Annotated in this window: 17 protein-coding genes; 8 read left to right on the top strand and 9 right to left on the bottom strand. The window is 63.3% G+C overall.

Annotated elements, in window-relative coordinates; translation table 11 throughout:
• Positions 1–307: 307 nt before the first annotated feature.
• The 4 genes from C8D77_RS05005 to C8D77_RS04990 all read left to right on the top strand — a co-directional run bounded on the left by C8D77_RS05005 (position 308) and on the right by C8D77_RS04990 (position 3,537).
• Complete coding sequence (locus C8D77_RS05005; protein WP_109659861.1) at positions 308–742, top strand: DUF4383 domain-containing protein; 435 nt, start codon at positions 308–310, stop codon at positions 740–742.
• Positions 743–748: 6 nt separating this feature from the next.
• Positions 749–1,879: a hypothetical protein gene (locus tag C8D77_RS05000; RefSeq protein ID WP_109659859.1), complete on the top strand. Its 1,131-nt coding sequence runs from the start codon at positions 749–751 to the stop codon at positions 1,877–1,879.
• Between the two features lie 15 nt (positions 1,880–1,894).
• Positions 1,895–2,893, top strand: a complete 999-nt coding sequence (locus tag C8D77_RS04995; RefSeq protein WP_109659856.1) for an alpha/beta fold hydrolase — start codon at positions 1,895–1,897, stop codon at positions 2,891–2,893.
• 122 nt (positions 2,894–3,015) lie between these two features.
• Positions 3,016–3,537 carry a hypothetical protein gene (locus tag C8D77_RS04990; protein WP_109659854.1) on the top strand — a complete coding sequence of 174 codons (522 nt, stop codon included), beginning with the start codon at positions 3,016–3,018 and terminating at the stop codon, positions 3,535–3,537.
• Positions 3,538–3,610: 73 nt separating this feature from the next.
• Here the strand turns inward: C8D77_RS04990 and C8D77_RS04985 are convergent, their stop codons facing one another.
• The 4 genes from C8D77_RS04985 to C8D77_RS04970 all read right to left on the bottom strand — a co-directional run bounded on the left by C8D77_RS04985 (position 3,611) and on the right by C8D77_RS04970 (position 7,024).
• Positions 3,611–4,141, bottom strand: coding sequence for a dihydrofolate reductase family protein (locus tag C8D77_RS04985; protein WP_109659852.1), 531 nt, complete (start codon positions 4,139–4,141; stop codon positions 3,611–3,613).
• 105 nt (positions 4,142–4,246) lie between these two features.
• Positions 4,247–4,870, bottom strand: coding sequence for a hypothetical protein (locus tag C8D77_RS04980; protein ID WP_109659850.1), 624 nt, complete (start codon positions 4,868–4,870; stop codon positions 4,247–4,249).
• Between the two features lie 96 nt (positions 4,871–4,966).
• Positions 4,967–6,589 (bottom strand): FAD-binding oxidoreductase, encoded by a 1,623-nt coding sequence (locus C8D77_RS04975; protein ID WP_109659848.1) that lies wholly within the window; start codon positions 6,587–6,589, stop codon positions 4,967–4,969.
• 192 nt (positions 6,590–6,781) lie between these two features.
• Entirely contained in the window at positions 6,782–7,024 is a 243-nt protein-coding gene (locus C8D77_RS04970; protein WP_013530037.1) for a DUF1344 domain-containing protein, read from the bottom strand.
• A gap of 443 nt (positions 7,025–7,467) precedes the next feature.
• Here C8D77_RS04970 and C8D77_RS04965 point away from each other — a divergent pair, with 443 nt between their 5' ends.
• On the top strand, positions 7,468–7,962 hold the full coding sequence (locus C8D77_RS04965; protein ID WP_109661281.1) for a YegJ family protein: 495 nt from the start codon (positions 7,468–7,470) through the stop codon (positions 7,960–7,962).
• 17 nt (positions 7,963–7,979) lie between these two features.
• Here C8D77_RS04965 and C8D77_RS04960 read toward each other — a convergent pair whose 3' ends face one another.
• Both C8D77_RS04960 and C8D77_RS04955 read right to left on the bottom strand, forming a co-directional pair.
• Positions 7,980–8,930 (bottom strand): hypothetical protein, encoded by a 951-nt coding sequence (locus C8D77_RS04960; protein ID WP_245951634.1) that lies wholly within the window; start codon positions 8,928–8,930, stop codon positions 7,980–7,982.
• A gap of 83 nt (positions 8,931–9,013) precedes the next feature.
• Entirely contained in the window at positions 9,014–10,072 is a 1,059-nt protein-coding gene (locus tag C8D77_RS04955; RefSeq protein ID WP_109659844.1) for a CapA family protein, read from the bottom strand.
• A 106-nt stretch (positions 10,073–10,178) separates the two neighbouring features.
• On the opposite strand from C8D77_RS04955, the gene C8D77_RS04950 reads away from it, so the two are divergent.
• Positions 10,179–11,435: a hypothetical protein gene (locus C8D77_RS04950; protein WP_109659842.1), complete on the top strand. Its 1,257-nt coding sequence runs from the start codon at positions 10,179–10,181 to the stop codon at positions 11,433–11,435.
• Here C8D77_RS04950 and C8D77_RS04945 read toward each other — a convergent pair.
• The 3 genes from C8D77_RS04945 to C8D77_RS04935 form a co-directional block, all read right to left on the bottom strand.
• Positions 11,432–12,364 carry a hypothetical protein gene (locus tag C8D77_RS04945; RefSeq protein WP_109659840.1) on the bottom strand — a complete coding sequence of 311 codons (933 nt, stop codon included), beginning with the start codon at positions 12,362–12,364 and terminating at the stop codon, positions 11,432–11,434. The two genes, C8D77_RS04950 and C8D77_RS04945, sit on opposite strands and share 4 nt — an antisense overlap.
• Positions 12,364–15,069 carry a hypothetical protein gene (locus C8D77_RS04940; RefSeq protein ID WP_109659838.1) on the bottom strand — a complete coding sequence of 902 codons (2,706 nt, stop codon included), beginning with the start codon at positions 15,067–15,069 and terminating at the stop codon, positions 12,364–12,366. Before C8D77_RS04940 ends, C8D77_RS04945 begins: the two co-directional genes overlap by 1 nt.
• Positions 15,070–15,174: 105 nt before the next feature.
• On the bottom strand, positions 15,175–16,044 hold the full coding sequence (locus tag C8D77_RS04935) for a protein-L-isoaspartate O-methyltransferase family protein (RefSeq protein WP_109659836.1): 870 nt from the start codon (positions 16,042–16,044) through the stop codon (positions 15,175–15,177).
• A gap of 514 nt (positions 16,045–16,558) precedes the next feature.
• Between C8D77_RS04935 and C8D77_RS04930 the strand changes: the two genes are divergently transcribed.
• Both C8D77_RS04930 and uvrB read left to right on the top strand, forming a co-directional pair.
• Positions 16,559–18,157 (top strand): DUF2778 domain-containing protein, encoded by a 1,599-nt coding sequence (locus tag C8D77_RS04930; protein WP_109659834.1) that lies wholly within the window; start codon positions 16,559–16,561, stop codon positions 18,155–18,157.
• Between the two features lie 125 nt (positions 18,158–18,282).
• Positions 18,283–21,450: an excinuclease ABC subunit UvrB gene (gene uvrB / locus C8D77_RS04925; protein ID WP_109659832.1), complete on the top strand. Its 3,168-nt coding sequence runs from the start codon at positions 18,283–18,285 to the stop codon at positions 21,448–21,450.
• Positions 21,451–21,593: the final 143 nt, after the last annotated feature.

Here is a 21,593-nt window from a genome sequence, read left to right as displayed (position 1 = left end):
GGCAAAGCTCGCAAGGGTGGAAACCGGCGTGGTCCCGAACGGACGCTGCTCTCGGGTGGCGGACTGGCAGGACCGTCAAAATCAAGGCCGGCAAGGCGCGACGACTTTACGGAAGTTGCTGCCGCGACCGTGTCCTGATCTGACAGGGAGGCGCTGGGAGAAATCCCGGCGCCGACTGTCTTTTCCCCCCTCGATGCCCTTTGCCGGCGATCTTGCGAGCGCCGCTTCACCGCGCGCTAAAATCGGTTAGTATCGCTGTGTCGTCAGAGTCTGTTTGCAAAGCAGGCTCGTAGGAGGGGGATACTTCATGACGTTGATCCAGAAGCTTGCCGTTGCCTACGCCTTCCTGTTCTTCGGCGTCGTCGCCATCGGCTACATACCGGCGTTCAACGATGCCAACGGCAATCTGTTCGGCCTGTTCTCGCTGCAATGGTATGACGACCTGCTGCACGCCTTTTCCGGCGTCTGGGCACTGGCCGCCGCCTTCATCTCGCACCGCCAGGCGGTGTTCTATTTCAAGCTGTTCGGTTCGGTCTACCTGTTCGACGGCGTGCTCGGGCTGGTCACCGGTTCCGGCTGCCTCGATGCCGGCATCTTCATCAACGGCTTCCGCTCCCTCAACGATATCGAATTCCCGGCCCGTTTCTTCGCCAACCTGCCGCACATCGTCATTGGCGGCTTCGCCGTCTATGTCGGCTTCTGGTTAGCCAAGCGCGTACACGACCACTTCGCCACGGCCTGATCGGCCATGTTCCTGTTCCGCTGGCTGAAGCGCATCATCAAGACGATCCTCTGGCTGATCGTCATCGTCATCCTCATCCCGATCGTCGGGCTGAGTTACGGCTTCCTGACGACGTCGTCGCTCGACAAGACGCCGCTGCCCGGCATTGCCGACGGCGCGCCGCCCAAGGCGCTGGCCGACAAGATCCGCGCCGAGATCCCCTTCTACCAGCGGCCGGAGGAATCGACCTTCCTCACCTATCCGGAATGGGCGATCGTCTACGCCGCGCGTGAATATGCCGGCTTCGTCGACAAGGACCAGCCGAGCGGCTTTCCTTACTGGTCCTATGTCGGCCGCTTCTGGCAGGATTACGCCATGGTGATCCGCGCCAGCGCTCCCTACAAATTCAACTACGCCAACCACCAGATGCTGGTCATCATCGGCACCAGCCACTCGATCGAGCATATCCTGCAATGGGCCTATGAGAACACGGTCGGCCGCACCACCGAGGCGACATCTGCCAAACGCACCGCCGCCGACATCTATCAGGCCAAGGTGGCGGCCGACTATGCCGCTTTCCTCGACCAGGTGCCTTGGTATCAGTTCCCCTATGCCGAAAAGCGCGCCGGCCTGTTTGCCGTGCAGCCGGCGCCGGGTGACAGTTCCGTCCGCACCAGCGAACGCAAACTTGCCTTCGGCCTCGCCGACACCATCAAGCAGGGCTATGCCGACCTGATCAAAAAGGCACTCGCCGCGACGTCCGACCCTGCCTTCCTCGACATCCATGTCTGGGCCAAGGGGCCGGTCGGCGAAGCCACGCGCAACGAGCCCGACACCTTGCTCGAGCGCGACATGGGTGCGGACGGCACCGTCTTCGTCACCAAGCGCTATCAGGTGTTCACCGAAATGATCCCGCGCCTGATCGACAAGGGCGTCTCTTTCGTCGAGATCGGCGGCAATGACGAGATCATGGTCACCGTGCTGTCCACCGATACGATCGCCGTCCCCGAAGGCATGCGCATCCTGTTCAGCTATCCGCTGCCGGCCGATCCGGCAACGCGCCGCACCGGGCTGGTCGTTGCCGTGCGCAAGCTGCATCTCGTTCTGCCGGCGCTGATCAAGTCGGGCGCCAGGCTCGAACACGTCTATGATTATTGAGATGATAGCCCGGCAATGCGCCGACTGATCCGCGTTGTCGCCTGGCTCGCGCTCACGCTGGTCGTGCTCGTTGCCGTTGTGCTTGTCGGCTTTCGCGGCGCGGCAGCGTTGCGAGAGACCCTGTCACCCGAGCAGGCAGCCCCGGCGGGAGCGCTGTTCGTAATGGTCGACGGGTTGAAGATGCACTATCAGGTCTGGGGCCCTCCGGACGGGCCGCCGCTGCTCCTGTTCCACGGCACGGCCTCCTGGGCCGAAACATACCGCGATATCGCCGCGCCATTGGGAGAACAGGGCTTTCGCGTCATCGCGCCCGACATGCCTCCCTTTGGCTATTCCGAGAGACCGGCCGATCAGGATTATTCGCGCGCCGCCCACGCCAAACGCGTCCTCGGTTTCGCCGACGCGCTTAGCCTTCGTCATTTCAGCGTCGGTGTCCACTCCTATGGCGGCGGTGGCGTGATCGAAGCCGCGTTCTCCGCCCCGGCTCGTATCGACTCGCTGATCCTGCTCGACGTGGCACTTGGCCTCGGCCGGACCGAGGCGCCGGCTTTGCCGTTCGCATCCTTCCTGAACATGGCCTGGCCTCGCCAGCTGCTGACCGCCTCGACCTTCACCAATCCGCTCATGGTCGGCCCGGGTCTGCGCTCGTTCATCGGGAACGATGCCGTGGTGACCCCTGAGCGCATCGCGATTTACGCACGCCCACTCAACGTTGAAGGCACGACCAATGCGGTGGGCCATTGGCTGTTCAGCGGCCTCTTCAACGACGAGCGAAAATCGCTTGCCGCCAACAAGGCGAACTATCGCGCCTTCACGCCGCCTGTTCTCATCATTTGGGGGCGAGAGGACACGACCACGCCCCTCGAACAGGGTGAGGAGATTGCTTCGCTGTTTCCACACGCCGAACTGGCGGTTCTCGATGGCGTCAATCACATCCCGCAGGTTGAACGCCCACAAGACGTGGTGCGGCTGATCGCGAATTTCCTCAAACGGACCTTGCCGGCCACGCGATAGGCCGGCTGTTTGGCGCTCCGCCACGCTCATTTCACAATCGCGGCCAAATCCCGCCTTGTTCGCGCGCGAAGGAATGGGAAGGAAGTATGGGCTGCCGGGGGGCATCTCGAAGGGACAAGACCGTGATCAAGACCGCCCTTGTCGCCATGACCATTGTCGGCTGCGACTGCGACGCCAAGCTGTGCGAATATATCGGCGAGACGCCGGCCAAGTGGTCGACCGTCGCCGAGTGCGAAGCGGCGATGAAAAGCCAGATGCTGCACGAGCGCAATTTCAACTATCCGCTCGTCTCCGGCATCTGCCGCACGAAGGGCTCGTCGTCCTCCTCGCAGCTGGCCGCGACAGCGTCGCGCCCGGAATTGAAGCCCGCCAGCCGGGTGGTTAGAACCCAAAGCCCGTTGCCGCCTGAACTGAGCCACCGGCCGAGCGTCTCGGTGGGTTCGCCGACGACAGCCATGGAAGCCGACGCCGCCCGGCCCGTCGCTTATGAACAAGTGGTCGATGGCGGAACCGGCGTGCTCTATCGCACCAAAAACGGCTACGCCGTGGTCAAGACCGATCTTGGCCGCGCCGCCTCGGCGACCGCAGACGCCGCGAAACGCTCTGTGAACTGGCTGGCAGGGTTGATGCCAAAGGGGCTGTAGTCCTGCTAGCGTCTCGGTTTGACGACCGCAACATGCAAGCGCGGCATCCTATCGTCGCACCGGGTGTTCGAGATCAGGCAGGCACATAGGTCAACCTGATCACGTCGTCGCCAATCATATCGCTGGCCACAAAGCGAAGCGGCGACCGGGGGCCGGCGAAGAATGGCTTGCCGTGACCAAGCACGAATGGATGGAAGTAGAGTTGGTACTCATCGATAAGACCAAGGTCGGTCAGGCTTCGCGCCAGGTTTGGTCCAGAAACTGAAATCTCCCCAACGAGCTCAGCCTTCAGCCCACGTATCACCGCCTCGACGTCATTCTCGACAAGTGTGGCGTTGGGGCCGACCGACTTCAGCGAGCGCGACACAACCCATTTCGGTTGGCTCCGCCACGCCGCCGCGAATTCGTGCGCCTCCGCGCTCCACTCAGGACTGTCTTCGTCCCAATAACGCATGACCTCGTACATGCCGCGACCATACACACTGCCGGCCAAGTCGCGCACTTGCTCTATCCAATGACGAAAGATTGTCGGGCCCGACGACATTTTCAGGTGGTCGACATAGCCGTCGAGAGACTGGTTCATTCTGAAAATGAGCTTCGCCATGCTGTAGGACCTCCAACCCCCGGATCGTCAGAATAACGTGGGCCGCCGTTACGCAGAAGTGTGGACCTCCAGCCGAAATCCAAGCTGAGACACGACCCTGGTCTCCTATAGCTTGACTTTCAGGCTCTGCCAGAACTTGTCGATCAGCGGCTTTTCAGTCGCCGCGTCCTCGCCGGCAATGCGGGTGATGAACAGCAACCCTTGATCGGCCCGGCCGAAGCCGACGATCTCGAAATCGGCCGTGTCGGTGCGTGTCTTCACCTGAGCGCGGATGCCGGTCAATTCCTTGCCGTCGGCGAGCTTGCGAGTGGTCGGCTGCTGCGTCAGCGTGGCGCCGGCCTGCACCGATTCCCTGGTCATCTCCTGCAGCATCAGCTGGTTGAGCGACACCGGATTCATCTTGCCATATTCCTGCACGACGACGATCGTGCCCAGCGCCGACGCCATCAGATATTGCGTGATGTTCTCGCCGAGATCGGTCTTGGTCACCGAAATATTGCTCGGATGGACGAAGGAGAAATCGCTGCCGGAGAAGGTGGCGAAGTCGTTGCGCTCGAGCGTCACCTTGCTGTGCTTGCCGCCGGGCAGCGTCACATCAGTGCTCTCGCCGGGATCGATATCGATCGTCACGCCGTCGATGGTAAGCTTGAAGGCCTTGAGATCCTCGGCCCCGGCCGGTCCAGCGCACAGCGCGATGAGGGTGAGTGCCGCCGCTGATACCATCCGCATGGCTTGTTCTCCTGCTCTATTCTTGAGCAGTTCCCCGGGGAAAGCGCTGCGCGCTTTCCCCGGGAAAACCGCGTCACACTTTCCTGGAACTGCTTCTTACGCCACCCCACTCAGCGCCTTGATGGCACGGTAGAAGGTCGAGGAAAACAGTTCCGTAGGGTCATATTGCCGCTTTACCGCCAGGAAGGCCGGCAGCTCGGGATAGGAGGCCAGCAACTCCTTGGCCGTATAATGCAGCTGGTAGGGCAGGAAAAAGCGCCCGCCATGCTTGATCGTCACGTCGATCAGCGCTCGGGTCAGCACCCGCATCCTGGCATTGCCGTCGGCATCGGTCGGCTGGTTGATGTAGAGCACCAGCGAATAGGCCGGCTCCGGTGCGTAGGTCAGCGCCACATCCTCCTTGTGGACGATGCGCACCGAGGCGTTGAGCACCGGCAGCGTCTGGTTGCGCAGGATCTCGCGGGCTTCCGCTATGAATTCGACATAGGCGGCACGCGGAATAAAATATTCGTGCAGGATGTCGGTCTCATCCATCTGATCGTTGAAGAGATAGGGCACCGAATCGTGCATCGGGTTGTTGCGGGTGACGAGGCAGGCCTCGCCTTCCGCCATGGCCGAGGTGCGCGCCACCGTGCAGCTTTCGAATTTCGGCTCCAGCGTCTTTTCGGTGAACCATTTCAGCTCCTGGAACAGGCTGCCCCATTTCGCCAGGTTGATGATCACCCGTTTCAACCCGACCGATCCCGGTTCGCCAATCGCTGGTTGGTCAGCCGGCGGCTGATCGGCCACCTTGTCATAGCGGTAGACGATCATGTCCTCGAGGAAATTGCCCGGCGCCGTCGACAGATGGCCGTAGAACAGGCCGATCTCCTTGTTCGGCTCCAGCACCTCGGCGAAGAATTTTGGAAAATCGTCCGATTTGATGATTTCGCGCGAGGTGCGGTAGACGGCGTTGTCGACGATATCGAGCGTGGCCTCCAGCACCACGCCGAACAGGCCGTAGCCGCCGACGATGTGGCGGAACAGATCGGTGTTTTCGGTGGGCGAGCAGGTCGTCACCGAACCGTCGGCCAGCATCACCCGCATCGAGCGGATCGAACCCGCCACGGAACCCGCCTGATGGTCCATGCCATGCGCATTGACCGACAGTGAGCCGCCGACCGAGAAGATGTCGGTGGACTGCATTGCCTTCACGGCAAAGCGCGGATGCAGAAGGTTCTGGATGTCGTGCCAGCGTGCACCCGGCTGCAGCGTCATGGTCTTCGCCGCCGCATCCACCGTCACCTTGTTGAATTTTCTGAGGTCGAGCACCAGAGCGTTGTCGTCGAAGGCATGCCCGCCCATCGAATGGCGGATGGCGGCCAGCGAAACCTTCAAGCCGTTGGCGCGTGCGAAGGCTAGCGCCTTGGCGATGTGCTCTTCCTCGCCGATCTCGACGACGCCATAGACCGGCGTCCTCGACAGACCGCTGGCATCGTTGATGTCGCCGCCCTTGGCCGACCAGGGCAGCGAAGCATCGAAGGCCGGCGCATTCTCCAGTGGCTTCAGTGGTAGCGCGATGCCGTCAATATCGGCAATCCGGCCGGCGTTCTTTGGTCCCGAAGGTCCGCGCGCCAGCCGCGCCACCGTGGTGCCGCCCCACAGCACCGCGCCGCCGACGACAGCCGCACCCAGCAGCAGCCTGCGCGACAGGCGAAACCCTTTTTGTTCGTCAGCCATGAATATCCCCCATTGGCCAAGGGATAGCGCGGCTCTTTGGCAAAAACCATAGCGGCGCCGTCGGGACGGCGTTCCGCCTGACATCGAGGGCTGGAGAGCACGAAAATGGCCGGTCCCCCCAGGAACCGGCCAGAATTGGAACAGGGTCTGAAAACTGCGTCAGCAGGTCCGCCGACGCACGACGCTCACGCCTTACGAAGCCTTCTTGATCGACGTCACGATGCCGGTCTTGTCATCGACGGTCACCGCCACCTTGGCTCCGACCTTCAGTTTCCCGATCGTCGCTTCCGGCGACAGCTGGTAGATCTTGCCGTCGTCGAGGGTGATCGACTTGGTCGTCGGGTCGACAGCCTGGATGGTGCCCTGAACGGTCGCGGCATAGGCCGTGCCGAGGAAGGCGAGCAGAGCGGCGGTGGTTGCGAGGGTCTTCTTCATGGGTAAGCACTCCGTGCTGTTTCACTTTTCCGGACCGCCGCCTTGGCAAACGACAGCACCGGACGGCCCGAAACTGGAACGGAAAACGCTCCCTCCGCAAATCACGTTGGGTGAATTTTCGCAAACAATATCATAGGCTTAATTCCGACACATTGCTTGCTGCCGACATCATTTCCGGCCGTTTCGGCTCCCCCGATGAGCGCACTTCTGTCCGCGAAAAGAGTCGCTTAGCCGGATTGTGGCGGGCGGTTTCGATCACGGCGCCGCCGCCGCAATCCGTCTCGAGCGGCATCACGAAACAGACTGCCGACCGGTCATCGATACACATTTTGTTTCATGGATCAGTTCAAACCGTCACTCCAAAGTGGATGGAACTCGCGCTCCGGTTGCAAATCGGGAACGGATACAGCATGGTGCGTTGTTACGATGAAGGGGGGCCTTCCATGAAACTTGCAGTCCGGACCATGATGTCCCTGATGCTTGCGCTTGCTCCAGGATTGGCCGGCGCACAAGCCACGGACCCAGGCGACGACAAAACGGTTATCTTTGCTAAGGACGATCCCGAGATGGCGGTAGCGACTGCGAAGGCGCTTGCCAGCTTGGATGAGTTCCTGGCCCTGGCCGAAGCACCGCCCTCAGGCACGGACAGGTTCAAATTGAAGGTCGAGGTGCTAGATGGGAATGTCAGCGAGCACTTCTGGGTCATCCCGTTCCGGCGCACGGAAACCGGCTTCGTCGGCATATTGGCAAACCAGCCGGAAGCAGTGCGCAATGTCGTCCTCGGCCAGAACATAGAATTCACCAGGGACGATGTTTCCGACTGGGGATACAGACGCGACGGGCGGCAAGTCGGCAGCTTCACCGTCTGCGTGATGTTCAAGAGAATGTCGCAGGAAGAAGCGGACTATTTGCGCGACAAATCCGGTTACGATTGTTGATCGTATGCCCGGCCGGACTAGCTTGCCTCGTCCCTCCCGCCGATCTTGCGCACAAGTGCCGCCGTAGCCAGCATCGCGCCCATGTCGGCGATCATCGGCGCGACATGTGTGGTGTAGTCGAGCGGCACCGAAATATCCGGCAGCTCGAAAAAGTTCTTCGTCTGGGGCAGCAGCAGGAAACCATCGCTGCCGTTGAGCGCGACGCGGGCCGGGTCGTCCGGCCAGGTTTCGCCAAGCCATTTCAGCGCCTGCGCCAACCGGCCGCTCACCAGTGGCTGTGCCGCCCCGACATTGTCGGTGCGGAACTCGTAGGCAGCGTCGAGCGCCGCGTCGCCGCTGGACAGCTCTTGCAGCTTGCTGGCGAACATGCCGCGAAAGAAGCTGATCACCGCGTTGGTCCGCCGCGTCGCCACCAGTATGCCGGGGAACGGCGCGATGGTCTCGAAAGCGACGATGACGCCTTGAAAGGCTGTCGACGAGCCCTTGCCCGACCCTTCCCGCAGATGCGCCTCGTAGAGCTCGAACGGAAACCCCTCATAGCGGCCCGCGACGATGTCGTCGAACGCCTGCCGGTTGAACGGACCGACCGCCGTGCGCGGCAGCCGGTCGAAGGAATTCGGCGTCCCGCCGTGCTGGTAGCGCATATCCGCGATGAAGCCGAAGATGATCGGCAGCAGCGTCTCGCGGAACGATTGCTGCAGCCGCGTCGCCGGTTTCCTGGCCTGGAAATAGAGCAGGATCGAAGCCGCGAAGCCGATGACATAGAGAAACACATGCGGCGTCGAGACCCATTGCTCGTTGGGGTCGGCGACCTTGTTGAACAGCCAGGCGACCAGCACCACGGCCACCAGCACCAGGCCGACGAACAGCGGCACCCGCCAGCGCACCTGCCGAACCGCCGAGGCCCTGGCCGCTTCGTAGGCCTCGATGTCTTTCCGGATGCTGGCGATGTCAGCCTCACCAGGCATGAAATCCGCTGTTTCCACCGCTACCCTCGCAAGCCTGCCTCTGCCGTCGCATGATAGTCGGTTTTGCAAGGGCCGCCAGACGGTTAAGCGGTGACGCCCTCTTCGCTTGAAGAGGAAGGAAAGACCGCCCTCAACCGAGCTTCGACCTTGCCGCGCATTCGCCCCTCCATCCCTTCCACCAACAGCAGCCGCTCGTGGTCGCCGGCGCGCAGGCGCATGAAGGGATGCAGCCGGTAAGACGCAATGGCGCCCTGGGAGCCGGCATCGACACTGACATCCACGACAAATATTCCGCCGATGCGGCCGGGCCATGGCTGGCGGGCGAAGGCGGTGCCGAGGAAATCGCCGAGCCCGTAAGCGACGATCGTCCTGTCGATCTTTTCCACAGGTTGCACGACATGGGCGTGATGGCCGGCGATCAGCCCGACGCCCTGTCCGGCCAGCCGCCTGGCCAGCACCCGCGTCTCGGCGCGCGGAAAATGCCGGAACTCCCAGTCCCAATGCGGCACGGCGCAAAGAAGATCGACACCATCGCGCGACCAACGCGCCGGATCACTGTCCATTGATACGCGCCCCGTGAACACGCTTTCATCGGCGTTGCGCCACAGCGTGAAGGCGGCAAAGCCGATATCAAGCGGTCCGACCTGGACAGGCACCACCGGACCGTTGGCAACGAGGCCCACCGTGCGGATGCCGAGCCGCTGCAGCGCCGCGACCGTCTCGTCGAAACCGGCGACGCCCTGGTCGAGCACATGGTTGTTGGCCAGCGACAGCACGAGCTTTTCGCGCGAAATACCCGCCACCGCCAGCGCCTCGGCCAGGAACCGCTCGCTCATCGCGTGATGCGTGCCGAGCCTCGTGCCCAGCGCCGCACTTGCTCTGTCCACAACAGGGCTTTCACAATTGCCGATCACCAGATCGGCAGCGCCGAGAAGTGCCTTGATCTCCGGATCGCAGCCCGGCGCACTGCGATTGGCCACAGCCGAGATGTCGCCGACGAAGGCAAGCCGCACCGTCTGCCTTGGCGGCGGATGCATCAGCGTTCCCGTCATCGGCGCAAAGTCGCGTGCGTCGCCGGCGAGCGATGGCTTCGCGAAACGCGGCAACCAGGACAGCTTGTAGGAAAGCGGATAGTTCGACACGCGGCGCCCAATTGTTTGCCCTGTGTAGACCGTCCGCGGGGCGGGTTGAAGCGCGGCGCTGCAAATGGTGTATGTTTGCTCTGCGCGACAAATATTGGGGGAAGAGATGACACGACTGGCAGGCCTGCTGACATCCGCTTTCATGCTGATCGTGCCGCTGTCTTCCGCCTCGGCGGCAATGCCCGAAGCGGCAACCACCTTGTTCGAGGCAAAGACCGTGGCTGCGCGCGACACCGCTCTCTCGACGCTGGAAGCCGCCGCGCCAAAAGACCCGGCATCGGCCTATGCGGCCGGGGCCGGCGAGTTCTTCACCGCGCTGGAGATACTGGCCAGCGGCCTGCACCGCCATGGTTTCGAAAGCCCGCAATCCTTCATGCTGCCGCTGATGCGGCTGCCGGTGCCGGACAACGCCAACCCCGAGCCGCTGACCTATGAGCAATTCCGCGCCATCCTGGTCGCTTTCCGCGACCGGCTCGAAAAATCCGCCGCCACGTTTGCGTCGGTGCCGGCAGACGCCGATATCGGCATGGTCATCGACCTCACCCATACCGGCATCGACCTCAACGAGGACGGCACCATCGCGCCTGATGAAAGCATGGCGGCGATCATCGCCTCGTTGTCACGCGGCGGCATCTCGTCGGACGCCGCCGCCCCCACGCTGACATTCCGCTTCGACCGCGCCGACGGTTTCTGGCTACAAGGCTATGCCGAGTTCCTGATGGCGCAGGCCGATTTCTGGCTGGCGCATGATTTCAGGAGCACTTTCGACGGTTCGTTCCACATGCTGTTCCCGCGCGCCAAGCTGCCGTTGCAGGACATTCTCGTGCCGCCGGCCGGCGACATGGGCAGCAGCATCTTCGCCTCGGAATGGCGCATCGCCGATTTCATCTCGCTGGTGCATCTCGTCAACTGGCCGGTGGTTGAACCGGAGCGCCGGCAAGCGGCGCGCCGCCATCTGCTCGAAATGATCCGGCTGTCGCGCGAGGACTGGAAGGCGATCCGCGCCGAGACCGACAATGACCGCGAATGGCTGCCCGGCCCGCAGCAGAAGGGCGAAAACCCGCTCACCGGCCTCGAAGTTGGCGAAGAGCAGGTCCAGGCCTGGCTCGCCGCCCTGACCATGGCCGAGGGTCTGCTCGAAGGCCGCACGCTGCTGCCGCATTTCCGCATCACCGGCAAGGGCATCAACATGAAGCGCTTCTTCGACGAGCCAAAAAACTTCGACCTGGTGCTGTCGATCACCGGCCCTGCCATCGCGCCCTATCTCGAAAGCGGCAAGATCCTGACCAGCGACGATTTCGACCAGATCCAGCGCCAGTTCGGCGGCGGCGGGTTCCTGACTTTTGCGCTTTGGTTCAACTAGCGCGGAAAACCGTGCAGCCGACCGAGTAGCCATTGCAATGGATTGCCGACGAAGGCGCGGGTGACGAAACTGTCGTGGGCTGCATCCGAGGCGAGGAAGGCGACGGTGCCGGCTTCGAGGTGGCGCGGCGGGTCCGAGTTGGCGTCGATGCCCTGGCTCGCCAGCAATTGCCGGATCTCCGCATTGCCGGAGGCCGATGACTGGCCATAGGCGCTGACGAAAAAACTCTTCCTGTGGCGCGCGATCCAATCCGCGAAAATATCGGCTTCGTCGAACACGGCGTCGAGCAGGATGACGCCGAGCAGCCGGCCGCTGACGTCGCCATTCCTGAGCACGGAGGCGGCCGGGTTGTAGCCGCCGCTATAGGCGACCAGCACCACCGGCATGGCGTCGAATTTCGCCGCCTTGGCGCCGGTCAGCTTGGCTAGGCCATGGGCCGCCTCCGTCATGAACCCGGCAAAATAGCCCGGCGTCCAGAAATTGCCGGCGCTGGAATCCTGCGCATTGCTGGCGAATTGCGGCGCCACCAGGACGGCGTTGAGGCCGGACGCCTCGACCTGGGTGACGACCCGCTGGCGCCCGACCACATCGCGCTGCAAGGTCGCGCCATTGCCGTGGAAGAACACCACGATGACCGCCGGCCTGGCGGGGTCGAAACCCCGAGGCACCGCCAGCAGCGTGCTACGGTCGGAATAGGTCTCGTCTTCCCAATAGATGCCACCGCGCGGCGAGGTGTGGCCATGCCGGCCGTTGGCGGTCACATCGAGAAACGGCCCGGAACCGTCTGGCAGCTTGCCCCGATAGGGAAAGGGCGATGTCTTGAACGGCACGATCGTCGATATCGCCTTGAGCAAACGCGCGCCCTGGCTCGCCGCCGGAAATGCCGCCGTGGCCAGCAAACCAGCGACGATGGCGCGCCGGTCGGGCATCAGGCCGTCACCAGCCGGACAGAAGGCGCCTTCGCCGGCAACAGCACCGCAAAGAAGGCTGGGATGGCGACGAGATAGGCGATCGCCGCCCATTGCAGCACGGCGCTGAGGCCGAAGCTGGTGGCGACGATCGGCACCGCAGCCGAGCCGATGACCGAGAAGCAGCCATTGATGCCCCAGGCCCAGACGAACAGATGCTCCTTGCCCAGCCGCGCCAGCCAGGTCATGGCGGTGGCCATCGGCATGCCCATCAGGAAGGAAGGCGGCGACACCAGGAGGAAGCAGAGCAGCAGCCGGACGGCATAGGGATAGGCGCCGATCCAGTCGAGCACCGGCGACAGATAGAAGCCGTACGCCAAAAGCAGCACGCAGATCGCCAGGAGCACCACAGGCAGCAGCGTCCTGGCGCGGTCAAAAATGCGCTCGGCAAACAGGCTGCCGAGGCCGGAAAACACCAGCATCGACGAGATCAGCACCGAAGCCGATACGGTCGGATTGGCCAGCGCCACGGTGAAGCGGCTGATCAGCCCGACCTCGACCATGATGTAGCCGAGGCCGAGGCAAGCGAAATAGAGGATGGTGCCGAGCTTGCCACGCGAGCGCGAGAACACGATGCGCCAGCCGAAAAGGACCGGCAGCAGCACCAGCGACGCGGCCGTGATGCAGGCGATGCCGAGCGTCGCCCAGATCAGCAGATAGCCCCAGTCGTCCTGGAACAGGTCGAGCCTGTCCAGCGTCCGCGGCAGGTCGGCGACCTTCACATAGGCGGCGAAGTAGGGCTGGTCGTTGCTCAGCGCACGTGCATCGAAGACATAGTCGCTGGCGAGCTTCTCCCAGCCGCCGGTCAGCAGCGCGTGCCAGGCCATGCGCTCCAGCGCCGTCGCCGGCAGCACCTGCGGACCGGCGTCGCCACCAGCTCCCGCGCAGGTATCGAGCGTCGGATCGGCGGGCGCCGTCGGATCGCAGTCGGGATTTGCTGGGGCGGTCGGATCGGCCGGCGCCGTCGCATCGGCGGCGGGCTGGGTCAGCGTCGCATCCTCGCCGCTGCCGAAGATCGAGGCGCGATAATCGTCGAGGATCTTTTGCGCCGCCGAGCCGTCATAGGCCATGCCGGGATAATAGATCTCCTCCCACGACATCGACCTGGTGTAGTCGCGCAGCGTCTTGATTTCCGCCTCGGTGAAGCCGCCGCGCTTGAACAGCACCGTCGTCGTCGAGAGATAGCTCGACACGGCGAAGATGTCGTTGGCGGCACCTTGGCCGTCGAACGTTCGGGCCGCCTCGGCGATGGTCGAGTAAAGCTTCAGCACCGATTTCGGCGGCTCTTCCTTGTTCCACAAGGTCACAGACACCACGCCGCCATCGGCCAGCGCATGCATGTAGCTCAGCATCGCTTCGTGCGTGTAGGCATACTTCTCCGAGATGGCGAAGCCGCCCGGATTGGACAGGCCGACGCTGTCGGCGAGGCTGAGATCGATGACGTCGTAGCGCTCTGTCGTGTTGGCGAGGAAAAGACGCCCGTCATAGTCGATCACCTTGAGGCGCGGCTCGGCCAGGATGTCGCCGGTGACGTCCCTGAGAATGGGGTCGCGGAACGCCCGCAAGGTCATCGGGTTGCTTTCGGCGACAGTCACCGAGGTCGAGCCGGCATCGAGCGCGGCCTGCGTGGAGATGCCGCCGCCGAACTGCACGACGAAGGTCTTGGGTCTAGCCTTGATGACATAGGGGTAGTGCATCGGCAGATAGCGGAAATAGACCTGCTCGGCCGGCGCCAGGTTGCGCATGATGCCTTCCGGCCCGTCGCCGTCGCGATACATGCCGACATAGGTGTTGGCGGGAACCTCGGGCATGCCGAAGGCGGCATTGTCGCTCAGGCCCGGCGCGAAATGCATGTAGGAGCTGGCATAGACCTGCAGGTCGCCGAACGGCGAGACGCTGCGGTAGATGCGCTTGCCGTCCGGGAAGTTGCGGGCATAGGCGACGCCCTTGTACTGCGACACGGCGATGTCGGGGATGCCGAGCAGGCCGGGCAGCATGAGGTAACCGGCGATCGACAGCGCTGCCACGACCACGCCGGCGACAACGCTCTTCCAGGCACCGAAGGCCAAGAACCACAGCAGCGAACCGGCGGCCCACAACAGCAGCGGCACGACGATGATGGTTTCCGGCGAAAACAGATACATCGACACCAGAACGACGAGGCCTGCGAGCCCCGAGCCGGTGAGGTCGGCGAAATAGACGCGGCCAAAGGCCGTGCGGCTTTTCAGGAAGACGATGCCGAGGAAGAACGCACCGGCCAGGAACGGCAGGAGGTAGAGCAGGAAATTGGCCAGCAGCCGCCATTTCTGCTCGGGGTCGGAGACCAGGAAGATGGCGTTGAACGGCACCGTCTGGGCGACGAGGTTGGAGGCGACGGCAAGCGGGCCGATCAGCAGCAGGGCGGCGGTTGCGGCCCCTTGCCAGTGCTTGTCGAACCAGTCCTTGCCGGCAAAGATGACGACGCTGGACAGCGAGAAGCCGAGCATGGCGAGGCTGACCACCAGCGACCCGAAATGCGACCAGCTGCCGACGGCAAACACCCGCATGACCGATATCTGCAAGGCGATGATGGCGCCGGCGATCAACCCGACCGCGAGATAGTGGGCGAGCCGCGGCGCCTCAAGCGAGGCGATACTTGGTCGAGAGGTCGATGCGACGGCTGCCATGAGGCCCCTTGATGCGGTGGTTCAGCTCAGCAGGTTCTGCAAAAGTGTCCCACGGTTTTGCGACAAGAACCTGCGACAAACAAAGGCCGTCACGGCATAGCCAAATCAGCTGTTATGCGTCCCGACGATCTGGTCGCCTTCCATCTTGGTAAAGGGCACGAAAGGCACCACCTTGCCATTGTAGATATCCGAGCGGACGATGTTGAACGTGCCGTCGGCAAGCTGCTGCTTGATCACCTTGAGCACATGCTGCGCGCCCGGCGGGCCGACCGGGATGACCATGACGCCATTGGGCTTGAGCTGCTGCAACAGAGACGGCGGGATATGGTCGATGCCGCAGGTGACGATGATCTTGTCGAATGGGCCGACGCTTTCCCAGCCGTAATAGCCATCGGCATTCCGGCTGGTGACCGAGCCGAATACACTGTAGCCGCGCTCGATCAGCGCGTCATAGGTCCGGCGGGTGCGCTGTGCCAGCGGGTTGATGATCTCGATCGTGTGCACCTTGTCGGTGAGATTGGCCAGATAGGCCGACTGGTAGCCCGAGCCGGTGCCGATCTCGAGCACGGCTTCGCCGAACTGCACGTCGATGACCGTCGTCATGCGCCCGACCAGATGCGGACCGGAAATGGTCACGCCATAGCCGATATCGAGAAAGGCGTGATCATAGGCGCGCCCCAGATTCTGCGGCAGCACGAACTCTTCACGCGGTGTGGAAAGGAAGGCGCGCTTGTTGCGGTCGTCCAGCACGTCCTTGTTGTAGACCATGATCTGGAAGCGATCGAATCGCTCAGCCAGAAACTTCGGATCTTCGCCGCGATTGGCCACCATCCACTCGATGAACGCCTTCTTGTCGTTCACCGGCACCTCGGCGTTCCGATCGTAGGGCGCTGGCAGGGCAGCCCTGGCGGCGCCCGGAAGAATGGAAAACGCCGCCGCACCCGCCGACAGCGCCAAGAAGTCCCGACGCCTCATGGAAAAGTCTCCCAAAGTGGCCTTTGCCACCCAAAACCAAGCACTTCAATTCGATTGCACCGCCTCCCAAAACGAGTCAATGGCCCTCCGGAAGCGCCCGTCCGGGCAGCGAATTTGTGGCAGGCGAGCAACAGTTTTGCGGGCGCCAGGCGCCTTTTTAGGCAATTCCTGTCGGCAGTCGCTGCGCTGCAGGTACAACTGCAGGGCACTGCGAAAAAATTAGCAAGGGCTGTTTTGCTTGACTCGGCCGTCAAAAACAGGCAGCAAAACTGCGTCGGAAGGGCGACAACACCACTTCCTGGCTGTGGACGAAGCCTCATTTGGCCCAAATCCACATCTCGTCGTTGGTTTTGAGAGGGATTGATTAACCAACTTTGTCCATATTTTGAAGCAATCGGCAACCAACGACAGGCGCGGCAAACGCGTCGGGGACCACCTGGGATCACTCGCAGAATGGTCGTCGCGGCTCACAAGGCCACGTACGGGGGAAACCGATTGGAGCGAGATTGGTTGCATGGCGTTGTCGAGTAAACAAAAAATAATCCGGGACCAGCGTGAAGGCGGCGAGTTCGTCGATGCCCCGCGTTCCCCTTCCTTCAATACTGGCCGGGTCGTCCGCTGGATCGCATTGCCTTGCGCCAGCACCGCCATCGGCCTGTGGCTGATCGGCACCATGGCCGGCCTCAGCTCCGTCGGCGCCTCGCTGTCGGCGACCTCGGGTAGCCTGCCGCAGACGCTGTCGATGTCGGGATCGCTCGCCCTTGTCGATCCGCTGAAACAGCATTTCTTGAAAGCACCCTTCGTGCTGGCCAATGCCCATGGCGGCGCTCAGGCGCTGCATGACCAGGCCGTGCAATGCGGCGCCAGCTGCTTCAAACCGGCTGAGGTGAGCCCCCTGGCGGAGAAATCCGAGCGCCTTGTGGCGAAGGCAAAGCCCGTACCCACCGTTGCAAAATCGAAATCGCAGGAACGCTTCGAACGCATGGAAGCGTCGTTGTCGCCGATGAAGCTCGCCGCTGTCTTCGCGAGTGCCGGCAAGCCTGCCCCGGCAGCCAACACACCCGCACTTCCGGTCATTTCCAGGGTCGCGCCGCAAATTGCCGAGGCGTCGCTGGTGCCATCCGTCCAGGTCATGGCCAGCCTGTCGGATGACATGCCGGCTCCGGCGGCGGAACGCTTCGCCCGGCTGGATACCGGCTCAGTGGTCGTGCAGACCGCGCCGCAACCGACAGGCTTTGCCCAGTCGGAGACGCCAGATAATTCGCAGCTGGCGCTTGCCCTCGTGGAGTCGCTGCCGGTCGACGACGAGGCGTTTGCCTCACCGCTGCCGATCGAGGAATCGTCGGCTGACGTCGCGGTTTCGCCCGTCGAAACCCAGCAGGACCAACCCGGCGATGCCGCCTCGCTGCCGGACGCGCTCACCGACGACGTGCCGTTGCCGACCCGCCGCCCGCAATTCGACGCACCGCAGCAGCCCAAGGTCGTGCAGCAGCAGTCCAAGCCCGTCCAGCAGCCGAAGCCGGCGCGCGAGACCGTCCAGCAGGCTCAGCCGACCAAGCCGGCGCGGCAAGGCCGACCGGCCGATGGCGGCAATGTGCTGGCCTATGCCAAGCCGGACACGCCTTCGGGCGGCCTCGGCAAGGCATTCAGGAACCTGTTCAACTCGCCAGGGTCCAGCAGCGGAGCCAGCAATGGCGTCGCCGTCTACGACATCAGCGCCGGCACCGTCTACATGCCTGACGGCTCGAGGCTCGAGGCGCATTCGGGCATCGGCCCCATGGCGGACCAGCCTCGCTATGCCAACCAGAAGAACCGCGGACCGACACCGCCCAACACCTACAATCTGTCGCTGCGCGAGTCGCGCTTTCATGGTGTGGAGGCCTTGCGCCTGACACCGGTCGATGGCCGCAACAAATACAATCGCGACGGCCTGCTGGCCCATACCTACCTGCTTCGGGGCCGCTACGCCCAGTCGAGCGGTTGCGTCGCCTTCAAGGACTATGCGCGCTTCCTCGCCGCCTTCAAGAAGGGCAAAATCAAGCGCCTCGTGGTGGTGCCGCGCCTGAACGGATCGCCGACCCGCGTGGCGGCGGACAACGCACGCGGCGCCTGATCCTCCTGGGCAGGCACGCAACCATTGTCTCCTCCTGACAGCCTTCTGTCAGGAGCCGCATCCGGCGAGGCGCCTCACCTCATCCCACTCTTTCCATTTTGGCCAGGAAATCCCATATTCGGGACATGGCCAAATCTCCCGATCAAAAAGCGCCGCCGACGGCGAATGACGACCGCGCCGCGCCGAAGCGGCGCAGTCCGCTGACCGATTTCCTCGACGCCTCGGAGCCGCTGCACAGAGGCGGCTTCGCCGAGATGCCGCAGCCGGAACTGTCGGGCACACCGCTGACCGGTTCGATCGCGGATTGGGCCGAGCAGATCGAGCAGGAAGCCGAGAAGGAAGGACGTCTCGTCGGCAAGGGCGACGGCGGCAAATCGCCGAAGCCGTCGAAGAAGATACCCGAGCGCTCAAGCTCGCCGGGGCGCAGTTCGCGCGGCACCTCGATGGGTGGCGCGGCAACGGCCAGGGAGCGCACGGCAGCCGGCCTCAATCCGGTCGCCGGCCTCGACATCTCGCTGGAAGACGCCGAGACGATGGCCTCGGGCAGCGTCACCGCGACGGTGGCCGCGCTGTCGGCGCTGATCGAATCCGGCAATCCGCTGCACAAGGACGGTGTGCTGTGGACGCCGCACCGCCCCGCCCGCCCGGAAAAATCCGAAGGCGGCATTACCATCAAGATGGTGTCGGATTTCGAACCGGCCGGCGACCAGCCAACCGCGATCAAAGATCTGGTCGAAGGCGTCGACAACAACGACCGCACCCAGGTGCTGCTCGGCGTCACCGGCTCCGGAAAAACCTTCACTATGGCCAAGGTGATCGAGGAGACGCAGCGCCCTGCTTTGATCCTGGCGCCGAACAAGACGCTGGCGGCACAGCTCTATTCCGAGTTCAAGAAATTCTTCCCGGAAAACGCCGTCGAGTATTTCGTCTCCTATTACGACTATTACCAACCGGAAGCCTACGTTCCGCGCACCGACACCTTCATCGAGAAGGAATCCTCGATCAACGAGCAGATCGACCGCATGCGCCACTCGGCGACGCGTTCGCTGCTCGAGCGCGACGACGTCATCATCGTCGCCTCGGTGTCCTGCATTTACGGTATCGGCTCGGTCGAGACCTATACCGCGATGACCTTCCAGATGCAGATCGGCGACCGGCTCGACCAGCGCGCTCTGCTCGCCGATCTCGTCGCCCAGCAATACAAGCGCCAGGACATCAACTTCGTCCGCGGCTCGTTTCGCGTGCGCGGCGACACGATCGAGATCTTCCCGGCCCACTTGGAAGATCGCGCTTGGCGCATCTCGATGTTCGGCGATGAAATCGAGCAGATCACCGAGTTCGATCCGCTGACCGGCCAGAAGACCGGCGAGCTGAAAAGCGTCAAGATCTACGCCAATTCGCACTATGTGACGCCGCGCCCGACCCTCAACCAGGCGATCAAGTCGATCAAGGAAGAGCTCAAGCACCGGCTCGTCGAACTCGAACGGGCCGGCCGCCTGCTCGAAGCGCAGCGGCTGGAGCAACGCACCCGTTTCGACCTCGAAATGCTGGAAGCCACCGGCTCCTGCGCCGGCATCGAGAACTATTCGCGCTATCTCACCGGGCGCCAGCCGGGCGATCCGCCGCCGACGCTGTTCGAGTACATTCCCGACAATGCGCTGGTCTTCATCGACGAAAGCCATGTCACCGTGCCGCAGATCGGCGGCATGTATCGCGGCGACTTTAGGCGCAAGGCGACGCTGGCCGAATACGGTTTCCGTCTGCCGTCCTGCATGGACAACCGGCCGCTGCGCTTCGAGGAATGGGACGCCATGCGCCCGCTTTCGGTCGCCGTCTCGGCGACCCCGGGCGGCTGGGAAATGGAACAGGCCGGCGGCGTCTTCGCCGAACAGGTCATCCGCCCGACCGGGCTGATCGACCCGCCGGTAGAGGTGCGCCCGGCCAAGAACCAGGTCGACGATGTCGTCGGCGAAATCCGCGACACCACCAAGGCCGGCTACCGCACGCTGGTCACGGTGTTGACCAAGCGCATGGCCGAGGACCTGACCGAGTATCTGCACGAGCAAGGCATCCGCGTCCGCTACATGCACTCCGACATCGACACGCTGGAGCGCATCGAGATCCTGCGCGATTTGCGGCTTGGCGCCTTCGATGTGCTGGTCGGCATCAACCTGCTGCGGGAAGGCCTCGACATTCCCGAATGCGGCTTCGTCGCCATTCTCGATGCCGACAAGGAAGGCTTTCTGCGCTCGGAAACCTCGCTGATCCAGACCATCGGCCGCGCTGCCAGAAACGTCGACGGCAAGGTCATCCTCTATGCCGACCAGGTCACCGGCTCGATGGAGCGGGCGATGGCTGAAACCAACCGCCGCCGCGAAAAGCAGGTGGAGTGGAACGAGGCCAACGGCATCACCCCGGAATCGGTCAAGTCGCGCATCTCCGACATTCTGGACTCGGTCTACGAGAAGGATCATGTCCGCGCCGACATCTCGCAGTTCACCGACAACGCCGGCGCCATGATGGGCAACAATCTGAAAGCCCATCTCGACGCCATGGACAAGCAGATGCGCGACGCCGCCGCCAATCTCGATTTCGAGAAAGCTGCCCGCATTCGCGACGAGATCAAGCGGCTGCGCGAGATGGAACTGTCCATCTCCGAAGACCCGCTGGCCAAATATGCCGACATGGAAAGCCCGGTCTCGGGTCGCGAAAAGGGCAAGCACAACAAGGGCGTGGCCAAACATCGTACATCAGAGGAACAGGAGCGTTTCCGCAAGCTCGACGAGGCACGTGCCGCCGAAGAGGCAGCCCGGCCCAACCTCTTCCGCAAGCCTGTTCTCGACGAGATGGGCGCCGACGGCGCCGTGCCGGTCAAGAAGCCGCTGTTCGCCAAACCCTCGCTCGACGCCATGGGTCCGGGCACCGACATGCCGACGCCGGCAGGGGCGATGTCGCGCTCGCTGTTCAAGAAACAGTCGGCAGAAGAGGCGCACGGTTCCGACTTCGGCATTCCCGGCGACGCCCCCAAGCCGCTGTTCAAGAAGAACTCGCTGGACGAGATGACCGTGCGGCGAACCGAAAAACCGGTCGAAGGAAAAGTGCCAACCAAGCCCCAGTCAATCTCCCCCCAAGTGGGGGAGATGCCCGGCAGGGCAGAGGCGGGCGCGACGGAACGCGACGATTCCGCCAAGCCGGTTGTTCGTCAGCGCGCCGGCATCGGCTCCTACGAGGATCCGGGCGACGCCCGCCGCGAAAAGCGCAGGCCGGGCAAGACGGGCAGGCCGGGGAAGTAGGTTCAAATTATTCGAAACGCCGGCGGGACTGCGCCCCCCTCTCTGTCCTGCCGGACATCTCCCCCACGAGGGGGGAGATTGGCAGCTTCACCGCATCGCTCCCTCCTGGACCGCCCACTTGCCACCACCCCCGCCTCTGGTGT

The sequence above is a fragment of the Mesorhizobium loti genome (assembly GCF_003148495.1).
In the GTDB taxonomy this organism is placed as follows: domain Bacteria; phylum Pseudomonadota; class Alphaproteobacteria; order Rhizobiales; family Rhizobiaceae; genus Mesorhizobium; species Mesorhizobium loti.
Note: the sequence above shows the minus strand (reverse complement) of the source record. Positions and strands in the feature narration are given on the sequence as shown.

Coding starts and splice junctions, on each gene's coding strand:
- C8D77_RS04930 (WP_109659834.1), top strand. CDS start 16,559: ATGGCGTTGTCGAGTAAACAAAAAATAATCCGGGACCAGCGTGAAGGC.
- C8D77_RS04980 (WP_109659850.1), bottom strand. CDS start 4,870: ATGCGGATGGTATCAGCGGCGGCACTCACCCTCATCGCGCTGTGCGCT.
- C8D77_RS04935 (WP_109659836.1), bottom strand. CDS start 16,044: ATGAGGCGTCGGGACTTCTTGGCGCTGTCGGCGGGTGCGGCGGCGTTT.
- C8D77_RS04940 (WP_109659838.1), bottom strand. CDS start 15,069: ATGGCAGCCGTCGCATCGACCTCTCGACCAAGTATCGCCTCGCTTGAG.
- C8D77_RS05000 (WP_109659859.1), top strand. CDS start 749: ATGTTCCTGTTCCGCTGGCTGAAGCGCATCATCAAGACGATCCTCTGG.
- C8D77_RS04985 (WP_109659852.1), bottom strand. CDS start 4,141: ATGGCGAAGCTCATTTTCAGAATGAACCAGTCTCTCGACGGCTATGTC.
- C8D77_RS04950 (WP_109659842.1), top strand. CDS start 10,179: ATGACACGACTGGCAGGCCTGCTGACATCCGCTTTCATGCTGATCGTG.
- C8D77_RS04995 (WP_109659856.1), top strand. CDS start 1,895: ATGCGCCGACTGATCCGCGTTGTCGCCTGGCTCGCGCTCACGCTGGTC.
- C8D77_RS05005 (WP_109659861.1), top strand. CDS start 308: ATGACGTTGATCCAGAAGCTTGCCGTTGCCTACGCCTTCCTGTTCTTC.
- C8D77_RS04975 (WP_109659848.1), bottom strand. CDS start 6,589: ATGGCTGACGAACAAAAAGGGTTTCGCCTGTCGCGCAGGCTGCTGCTG.
- C8D77_RS04945 (WP_109659840.1), bottom strand. CDS start 12,364: ATGCCCGACCGGCGCGCCATCGTCGCTGGTTTGCTGGCCACGGCGGCA.
- C8D77_RS04960 (WP_245951634.1), bottom strand. CDS start 8,930: ATGCCTGGTGAGGCTGACATCGCCAGCATCCGGAAAGACATCGAGGCC.
- C8D77_RS04970 (WP_013530037.1), bottom strand. CDS start 7,024: ATGAAGAAGACCCTCGCAACCACCGCCGCTCTGCTCGCCTTCCTCGGC.
- C8D77_RS04965 (WP_109661281.1), top strand. CDS start 7,468: ATGAAACTTGCAGTCCGGACCATGATGTCCCTGATGCTTGCGCTTGCT.
- uvrB (WP_109659832.1), top strand. CDS start 18,283: ATGGCCAAATCTCCCGATCAAAAAGCGCCGCCGACGGCGAATGACGAC.